8 protein-coding genes are annotated in these 8735 nt (G+C 62.9%); 5 read left to right on the forward strand and 3 right to left on the reverse strand.

The window, feature by feature from the left end:
- The 3 genes from QZY07_RS26265 to lapB form a co-directional block, all read right to left on the reverse strand.
- Positions 1 to 828, reverse strand: an 828-nt coding sequence (locus QZY07_RS26265) for an AAA family ATPase (protein WP_295409209.1), incomplete at its 3' end; no start/stop codon positions are given.
- Positions 829 to 1009: 181 nt separating this feature from the next.
- Positions 1010 to 1882 (reverse strand): UTP--glucose-1-phosphate uridylyltransferase GalU, encoded by an 873-nt coding sequence (gene galU, locus QZY07_RS26270; protein WP_295409210.1) that lies wholly within the window; start codon positions 1880 to 1882, stop codon positions 1010 to 1012.
- A gap of 111 nt (positions 1883 to 1993) precedes the next feature.
- On the reverse strand, positions 1994 to 3163 hold the full coding sequence (lapB, locus tag QZY07_RS26275) for a lipopolysaccharide assembly protein LapB (RefSeq protein ID WP_295409212.1): 1170 nt from the start codon (positions 3161 to 3163) through the stop codon (positions 1994 to 1996).
- Between the two features lie 278 nt (positions 3164 to 3441).
- On the opposite strand from lapB, the gene QZY07_RS26280 reads away from it, so the two are divergent.
- From QZY07_RS26280 to QZY07_RS26300, 5 genes are all read left to right on the forward strand, one after another.
- Positions 3442 to 4155, forward strand: a complete 714-nt coding sequence (locus QZY07_RS26280) for an SDR family NAD(P)-dependent oxidoreductase (protein WP_295409213.1) — start codon at positions 3442 to 3444, stop codon at positions 4153 to 4155.
- 8 nt (positions 4156 to 4163) lie between these two features.
- Positions 4164 to 4661 (forward strand): hypothetical protein, encoded by a 498-nt coding sequence (locus QZY07_RS26285; RefSeq protein ID WP_295409215.1) that lies wholly within the window; start codon positions 4164 to 4166, stop codon positions 4659 to 4661.
- A 23-nt stretch (positions 4662 to 4684) separates the two neighbouring features.
- Positions 4685 to 5395 (forward strand): HAD family hydrolase, encoded by a 711-nt coding sequence (locus QZY07_RS26290; RefSeq protein WP_295409217.1) that lies wholly within the window; start codon positions 4685 to 4687, stop codon positions 5393 to 5395.
- Between the two features lie 85 nt (positions 5396 to 5480).
- Positions 5481 to 7349 (forward strand): methyl-accepting chemotaxis protein, encoded by a 1869-nt coding sequence (locus tag QZY07_RS26295; protein ID WP_295409219.1) that lies wholly within the window; start codon positions 5481 to 5483, stop codon positions 7347 to 7349.
- A gap of 137 nt (positions 7350 to 7486) precedes the next feature.
- Positions 7487 to 8735 (forward strand): EAL domain-containing protein (locus tag QZY07_RS26300; protein WP_295409221.1); only part of this gene is annotated, 1249 nt, incomplete at its 3' end.

Consider the following 8735-nt stretch of genomic DNA (forward strand, 5'->3'; position numbering starts at 1 on the left):
ACGGCGGTTGCGAAACAGCAGCAGCAGGTCGAAGGGGTTGTAGACCGCCTCGCCCAGCCAGTTGTAGCCGTTGTACCAGCGGCGAATCTCGGCGCGGTCGAGGCCGTCGAGTTCGGGGGCAAAGACACGGTCGACATCCGCGTCGGTGTAGCCGCAGAGGGCGGAATAGACTGGATCGAGGGTGACGTCTTCCAGGTTGTTGAGTCCGGAAAAAAGGCTGACCTTGCTGAACTTGGAGACGCCGGTCAGGAAGACGAAACGCAGATGGGCGTCCTGATCCTTGATGACCGAATAGAGGTTTTTCAGCCCCTCGCGCAGGGCCAGCGCGGTCTCGGCATCGGTGATGTTGTCCAGAATCGGCTTGTCGTATTCGTCGATCAGGATCACGGCTCGTTGACCGTGGACCTGATGCGCCTGGCGAATCAACTCGCCAAAACAGCCGGACACGTCAAGAGTCTCCGGGCAGACAAGACCCAGCCGCTCCTGATTGACGCGCAGGATCTCCAAAATCCGTCGGTCCAGTTCCTCGCGCGTCTGGAGCACCTCGCCGCCGAAGCTGATGGCAATCACCGGCAAGCGCACTGTCCAATCCCAGCGCGGATGAATGTCCAGCTCGCGAAACAGCGGTTCGTTGCCCTCGAACAGTTCCTTCAGGGTGTCGAGAAAGAGGCTCTTGCCAAAGCGACGCGGCCGCGAAAGAAAGTAATATTTTCCCTGCTCGATCAGGCGATGGGCCAAGCCGGTCTTGTCGACGTAGTAATGACCCTCCCCGATGATCTCGGCGAAGGTCTGGATCCCGATGGGCAGTTTGCGACGCGGCTGAGTCATGATGTGTGCAACCGACAAAGTGGCGTGGCATCAAGTGTACCGCCCGGCGCCAAAATGTTCCGGACGGGGCACATGCTCCGTTAGGCACAAATGATGCCGGACCTAGCGATTCGAGCCGGCGCGCCGACTGCTTTAGCGCTGCCGCGCCAGGTTCCGCTGTCGGCGCCGATTGCCTTTAACTCTACTGCTCGAACGCCCGCAGATAGGCCGCAAACCGCTCGCCAAGCTCGGGATGCGCCAGCCCATATTCCACCGTCGCCTGGAGATATCCCAGCTTGCTCCCGCAGTCATAGCGCTTGCCCTCGAAGGGATGGGCGATGACGTGCTCGTCCTGGAGCAGGTCGGAGATGCCGTCGGTCAGTTGGATCTCGCCGCCGGCGCCCTCGCGGGTGTTTTCGAGTTTGTCGAAAATCCTGGGCGTGAGCAGATAGCGCCCGACCACCGCCAGATTCGAGGGGGCGTCCGCCGGTGCCGGTTTTTCGACGATGGAGACCACCCGCAACTCGCCGTTGCGCCCTTTCTCGACTTTCACGATTCCGTATTTGTGGGTCTCCTCGCGCGGCACTTCCTGGACGCTGAGCACGCTACAGCCATAGCGCGCATGGACATCCGCCATCTGCTCGACGACGCCCTTGCCGGGGCTATGGATGAGGTCGTCGGCAAGAAGCACCGCGAAGGCTTCGTCGCCGATCACCGGCTTGGCGCACAGCACTGCATGCCCCAGACCCAATGCCTCGGCCTGGCGAACATAGATGCAGGTGGCCATGGCCGGCAGCACGCTGCGCACGATGCGCAGCAGATCCTGCTTGCCCGCGCTTTCGAGTTCCACTTCCAGCTCGTAAGCCTTGTCGAAATGGTCCTCGATGGAGCGTTTGCTCCGCCCGGTAATGAAGACTAATTGATCCACGCCCGCCGCCTCGGCCTCTTCGGCGGCGTATTGGATCAAAGGCTTGTCGACAACCGGCATCATTTCCTTCGGGCTCGCCTTGGTAGCCGGCAGAAACCGTGTCCCAAGTCCGGCCACCGGGAAGACCGCTTTACGAATTTTCGCCATTGCTCTTGCTCCTGAACGATCAATTGATAACGTTAAAAATAACCGGATAGTTGGGCCCAATCTCAAGGATTGCGGAATGTGGATCGCCCGTGTGGGCGATCGGACGACCGATCACCGGAGAATGGATTCAGGCTGCACGGGCAAGACCGTCCCCCAACTCTTGCAGCTGGGGCACTGCCAATGCAGCGAGCGCGCCTGGAAACCGCACTGCTCGCATTGATAAACGGGGTGACGAGCCAGCAGGTGTCGCGTGACGTCGAGCGCAACCCGCAGGCGGTGCCGACTCTTTTCATCGCGCTCCGCCCCCTCGACCAAGCGGTCGAGCAGACGTTCGAGCACCGCCAGATCCGCATGGCGAGAGAGATACTCGGTCAAAAGATCGAGGGCCGTCTCAGCGCCGCGCGCCTGCTCCAAGACCTCGGCGAGACTCAGGATCAGAGGCGAACTCGGATGGCGGCGGGCCAGATCCCCGAGCAGTTCGGGAACCTCATCCCTGCCTGATCGCCGCAGGGCGTCGATGAGCGAGGGCAGAATCTCGGCAACATACGCGGACCCCCGATCGGCCACGCGCAGAAACAGGGTCACCGCCCGTTGCGGATCGCCATCTTCCAGCGCCGCGTGTCCCTCCAGCATCGCCGCGCGCACGCCGTTGGGATCGACCTTCTGGGCCAGCAGCAACTGCCGCCGCGCGGTCTCGGGGTCCTGCTTGCGCCGTGCGTCTTCGGCGAGTTCGCAATGATAGTGAGCGATCTCGACGGCCATGGGTTGCTCGGTCATTGGATTGAGCCGCTCCGCGACCTCCAGGCATTTGACCCAATCGCGCTCGCGCTGATAGATATCCCGCAGGGCATGGAGTGCCCGCTTGCGGTGCAAATCGAGTTCGACCAGTTCCTGAAACAGGACCTCGGCCCGATCCAGCAGCCCCGCGCACATGTAATCCTGGCCCAGTTCGAACAGTGCGTAACCGCGCCGCTCGGCGCTGAGATTGTTGCGCGCGACCAGGTTTTGATGAATGCGAATGGCGCGATCCACCTCGCCGCGACGACGAAACAGACTGCCCAGCGCCAGATGCGTTTCCACCGTCTCGCCATTCACCTCGGCGAGCTTTAGGAACAGATCGATCGCCTTGTCGGGCTGTTCCTCCAGCAGATAATTCAGTCCGCGCAGAAAATCCGGATGGGTCGCCCCTACCTCGTCGCACTTGGCGCGCAGATCGCGCCGCGACAACCACCAGCCCGAGGCCGCCGCGACCGGCAACAGCAAAAAAAGGATTTCGATCATGTCTGCGACCCGCCCAACAGGAAACCGCGCCCAGGAATCTGCCGCGCACGGGCAACGCCGCCCCGGATCCAGTCGGAGGCCCATGACAGGCGGCGGATACATCCGAATCGATTGCTCACGGGCCGAATCATACAGGCTCGGGACGCGGGCCGCATGGTGCGGGATGCCGATGCCGCCCGCAAATCGCCCGAACGTTGTTCCTCATTGTCCAGAACCCCACCTTTCGACGATCAGTCGGCATTCGCCAATCGATAACCTTCGCTTCAGGAGACCACGCCGTGCAGCATTTCAAGGGCAAGACCGTACTCATCACGGGCGCCACGGGCAACCTCGGACGCGCGACCGCCCGCGCCTTCGCCGCTCAGGGTGCCAGACTGGCGCTGGTCGGCCGGGATCCGCAAACTCTCGCCGACGCGCGACAGGCACTCGGACCCGATCCCGAATCGGACATCTTCGCCGCGGATCTCTTGCAACCCGCGGCGGTTTCGGCGATGGTCGACCGGGTGATCGCGCGGTTCGGGCAGTTGCAGGTGGTCGTCAACCTCGCCGGCGGTTTCACCATGGGGCCGCCCGTCCATGAAACCAGCGACGCGGATTGGGATTTCATGATGGACCTGAACGCCCGGACGGTGTTCAATTGCGCCCGTGCCACCGTTCCCCGGCTCCTGGACGCCGGCGGCGGGCGGATCATCAACATCTCCGCCCGCGCCGCCACCAGGGGCAGCGGACACATGGCCCCGTACTGCGCCTCCAAGGCGGCGGTCATCGCTCTGACCGAAAGCCTGGCCGATGAACTCAAGCATCAGGGAATCAACGTGAACTGTCTCCTGCCCGGCACGCTCGACACGCCCCAGAACCGCGCAGCCATGCCCGATCAGGACTTTTCCGCCTGGGTCTCGCTCGACGCGCTCGCCGAGGCGATCCTTTTCCTCGCCTCGGATGCATCCCGCGCCATCACGGGCGCGGCCATTCCAGTGTACGGACAAAGTTGAGCGTCATCGTGAAACGCATCTCGGAAACTCATCGACTGCCGGGGCATCCCGACCCGCACAAACCGCCGCGTCCGTTCTCGAAGACCGGCGACTGGCCACTCCGGTCCGCCCTGCTAGCCGGCCTGGTCCTCGGGGTCTGCGGCGGCGCTTCGGCGCGCGCGGCGGACCTTTACGATGAGACGACCCGACAGAGTCTGGTCGCGGCGGTCGAGGCCGCGTCCGTCGTGGATCTCTACCACGCCCGCTGCCGGGGCGATGTCTCCGGGCGCCAAACGGAAAATCTCAATAAACTGCTGGTCAGCAAGCTGCGTATCACCGTCCTGACGGTCAAGGACGACCTCTTCCCCGAACGCAGTTATCGGCGCGCCGAGGAACGACTCGAACAGGACTTTGCAACCGTCCTGCGCGAGGCCGGCGGCTGTCAGGGCGCCAAGGAATCCCCCCGGCCCGAACAGTGGAAAACCCGTTACGAGGCGACGCTCGATGCCATTCGCGCCTTACCCTGACCGCCCCAACGCCGTCTCGATCGATGTATAGCCACGAACAACTGATCATTCTGGACGCCGATGGCACCACCATCGACGCCTTCGACGCCATCGCGGAGACCTTCACCCGACTCGGGATGGATCTTGGAGATCTGGAAACCTTTCAAAAACGCCGGCATCTCTTCAAATATCTGGGCGGCGTCAAGGTATTCCCCAAAAACCTGAGCCGACAGATCGGCAAGCGCAAACGCGGCGCGCTGATCGCCACGCTGACCGAGGTCTATCGGGAGGAGGCCCGGCTGTTTCCCGGCATCGCCGCCTTGATGCAGCGTCTCATCGCGGCACCCCAGATCAAGGTGGGCGTCGTCACCCGCAACATTACCGACCGCCCCGAGGAAACGCTACGTTGTCTGTTCGGGCGCCACGGCATCGAGACGAACGCACTGGATTTTCTCGTCCATGTCCCGTTGTCCCAGGAGAAAACCGCGCAATTCAGACTCGCCCGCGAGCAGTTCCGCATCAATCCCGCCCGAACCTATGCCTGCGGTGACGAGCGCAAGGATTACCGCGCCGCGATCGGCTCCGGAATGCACCCCTTCATGGTGTCCTACGGCTTCGAAAATCACCAGCATCTCACCGACAAGGCCGGGATCCCGGAAGAGCTGATCGCGCGCACGCCCGAGGAATTGTGTCAGCGGCTCCTGCACGCGCTGGATCTTGAGAACGCCTGCTGCAAAACCCGGCTGCGTTCATGAAGCGGTAACCCTTCTTTGCTCTACTCTTTCAGTTGTTAAGACTCTTTACATCTCCGAAGAGACATTTCACGGGCAAAAGCCGCTTATGAGCATCCGCAAGAGCGTCACGCTGGTCGCCATTTCCGTCACGCTCCTGGTCGCCAGCACACTCATCGTCGTGGCCCACTTCGGTCAGACACGTCTGCATGAACGTCTGGCGCACGAGGTCACCGCCAGCAAGAACCTGCTCTGGAGTCAGGTCACCGAACGACTTTACGAACGCATGGAAACCGGGATCGCGAACTTCGAGGCGGATTTCGCGCTCCGGCAGGCGTTGAAGCAAGGCGACACCGCCGGATTGCGGCAGGCGGTCGACTCGCTCATCAATCTGATTGGCGATCAAGGCTATTTCGATCAACTCTATCTGTTCGACGCCGCGCAACATCCGCTCTGCTGCGAGGATGCAAACCGGGTGCCGCAAGACGTCGCCGCGCTGCTGCGGGTCCAGTTCGGCAGCGAACAACCGCTGCGCGGGATCGGCCGTAACGCCCGCGGCGAACCCGTGGCCCTGCTGGCCTTCACCCTGTCCCTGCGCCACCAGCCGATCGGCGCCGCAGTCTTCCAGAAGCCGCTGACCGAAACGCTGGAGCGATTCAAGTCGATCGACGGCTCTGAAATTTACCTGGCCGGGGCCGACGGTCGGCTGTTCGCCGGGACGCGCCCGGAGCTGTTCGAGCAACTCGGTCTCGCGCTGCCGCCCCTGGGCGCCCGCGTCCTGGACACGAAAACCCTCGGCGAAGCGACCTATTCCGTCGCGACCCTGCCAATTCCGGGCGTTGACGGACAACCGCTCGCCCAGCTGGTCAGCATTGCCGACGAGAGCGCCATCCATGCCGCGCAGCGCCGCTTCGAGTGGATCGCCTACGCCAGCGTGGCCCTGATCCTGGTGTTGGCCGCCCTCGGGCTGTTCTGGTACATGCGCCACGCGCTGGGGCCGCTCGATCAGGCGGTCGCCACGGTCTCCCGGCTGGCCGATGGCGATCTCAGCGTCTCGTTCGAGACGCATCGCCGGGACGAAGTCGGTCGCTTGATGCGCGCCCTGCAAACCATGGTCGAACGCATTCGCGACATCGTCGGTCATCTGCACTCCGCCAGCGGGGATCTCCACCAATCGGCTGGCAACATGGCGCGGGTCGCCGCCACCAGCAAGATTCAGTTCGATCGTCAGAAGGCCGAGACCGGGCATGTGGATCTCGCCGTCACCCAGATGGCCAACTCCGCGCAGGAGGTCGCCACGCACACCACACGCGCCGTTGGGGCGACGACCGAGGCGCGTCAGCGGATCGAATGCAGCCGCGAGATCCTCGAACGGACCAGCGATCTCATCGGCGTGCTGGCGGTCGAGATCGATCAGGCCGCGAGCGTGGTGCTCGGTCTGGCGGACCGCAGCCAGTCCGTCGGCAACGTTCTGGACGTCATCCGCAACATCGCCAGCCAGACCAATCTGCTGGCCCTGAACGCCTCCATCGAGGCGGCGCGGGCCGGCGAACATGGCCGCGGTTTCGCCGTCGTCGCCGACGAAGTCCGCCAACTGGCCACCCGCACCCACCACTCGATTCAAGAGATCGAAACCATGATCGGCGCGCTGCAAAAAAGCTCGAACGAGGCCGTCGGCGTCATCCACGCCAACCGCGATCGAGCCAGGGAAAGCGTGGATCATTATGGTCAGGCGGTGCAGAATCTGGACGCCTTCTCCGAATCGGTCAGCATTCTGACCGACATGACGCACCAGATCGCCAGCGCCGCCGAGGAACAGAGCCGGATGGCCGAGGAAATCGCGCGCTCCATCAACCAGATCAGCCTGCTGGCACAGGAACATGCCGATGCCGCCGAGACTGGATTTGACCAGAGCGCGCACCTGAACGCCCTGTCCGACGCACTCCGGGAGCGAGTCGCCTACTTTCGAATCCATTGAGGCTGACCCATGGATGCGAGCGCATTCATGACGGACAACCGCGTCGACGCAGGGAATGCGTCTGGAATCGCGGCGAACCGGACGCACGCCTCTCCGACCGAGCAGGAAGTCTTCATTCACGCATGGGAAACGCAACCTTGGCGACGAAGAAAAAAGCGAGGAACACCTTCCTCGCGCACGCACGGGAGACACTCGCCTACGCACTGCAACCCATCGTCAATATTCATACCGGAAGCGTCTATGGTTACGAGGCGCTCCTCCGAGGAGTGACCACGCTCGGCTTCAAGAATGTGTTCGGCCTCCTCGCCTATGCCTGGGATTGTGGCTTCGCCCGTGACCTGGACACCCTGTTGCGCGACCTGGCGATCACGCGCTTCGCGCAACTGCCGAACGCCGGACGTTCCCGTCTCTTTTTCAATCTCGACCCGCGGCTGCTGGATCTGGATCGCCCGGAGATCACCAGCGAGTTGCTGCGTCGGCATGGTCTGAGTCCCGATGCCCTCTGTCTGGAACTTTCCGAGAGCGCTGACCTGACCGCCTCGCCACAGGTCGCCCTGATGATCGAAGCCTATCGTCGCCACCGTTTTCATCTCGCCATCGACGACTTCGGCAGCGGCTACGCGGGCCTGCGTCTGCTCTACGAGCATCCGCCCGATCTGCTCAAAATCGACCGCTTTTTCATCGGCGGCATTGCCGACGATCACCGCAAATGCCTGTTCGTCGCCAATATGGTCCAGCTCGCGCATGTCATGGGCATCAGCGTGATCGCCGAGGGCGTCGAGACCGAACCGGAATTTCTCGCGTGCAAGGATGCCGGTTGCGATCTGGTTCAGGGGTATCTGATTGCCGACCCGCAACTGGACATCGACGCGCTGCGACCCAGCTACGAACAGGTCATCGCGATCAACCAGCGCGACCGCCGCGAGTCGCACGGCGACCTGGCCCTGATCCAGAACGGTCTGGAACGCATCCCGCCGCTCTCGGTCAGCGCCAGCGTCAAGACCATGTTCGAGGCGTTTCGTCTGACCAAAGTCCACCAGGTCATCCCCGTGCTGGATGACGCCGAACGCCCGCTGGGTCTGATCCACGAGGTCGACATCAAGGAGTACATCTACTCCAACTACGGACGCGAACTCATCGCCAACCCGGCCTTCAGCCGTTCGCTGCGCGATTTTGCCCGACCCTGTCCGGCGGTCGACATCCATGCTTCCGCCGAGCGGCTGCTGGAGGCATTTTCAGCCACGCTCAATCCGGCCGGCCTGATCGTCACGCAGGATGACCGCTATCTGGGATTCATCTCGGCCACCTCGCTGCTGCAACTCGTCGAACAGAAAAATCTCGCCGCGGCGCGCGATCAGAACCCACTGTCCAAGCTCCCCGGCAACA

The organism is uncultured Thiocystis sp. (assembly GCF_903866365.1).
In the GTDB taxonomy this organism is placed as follows: domain Bacteria; phylum Pseudomonadota; class Gammaproteobacteria; order Chromatiales; family Chromatiaceae; genus Chromatium.

Excerpts from the sequence above, each read along its gene's own strand:
- galU (WP_295409210.1), bottom strand. The coding sequence starts at position 1,882 with ATGGCGAAAATTCGTAAAGCGGTCTTCCCGGTGGCCGGACTTGGGACA.
- lapB (WP_295409212.1), bottom strand. The coding sequence starts at position 3,163 with ATGATCGAAATCCTTTTTTTGCTGTTGCCGGTCGCGGCGGCCTCGGGC.
- QZY07_RS26290 (WP_295409217.1), top strand. The coding sequence starts at position 4,685 with ATGTATAGCCACGAACAACTGATCATTCTGGACGCCGATGGCACCACC.
- QZY07_RS26295 (WP_295409219.1), top strand. The coding sequence starts at position 5,481 with ATGAGCATCCGCAAGAGCGTCACGCTGGTCGCCATTTCCGTCACGCTC.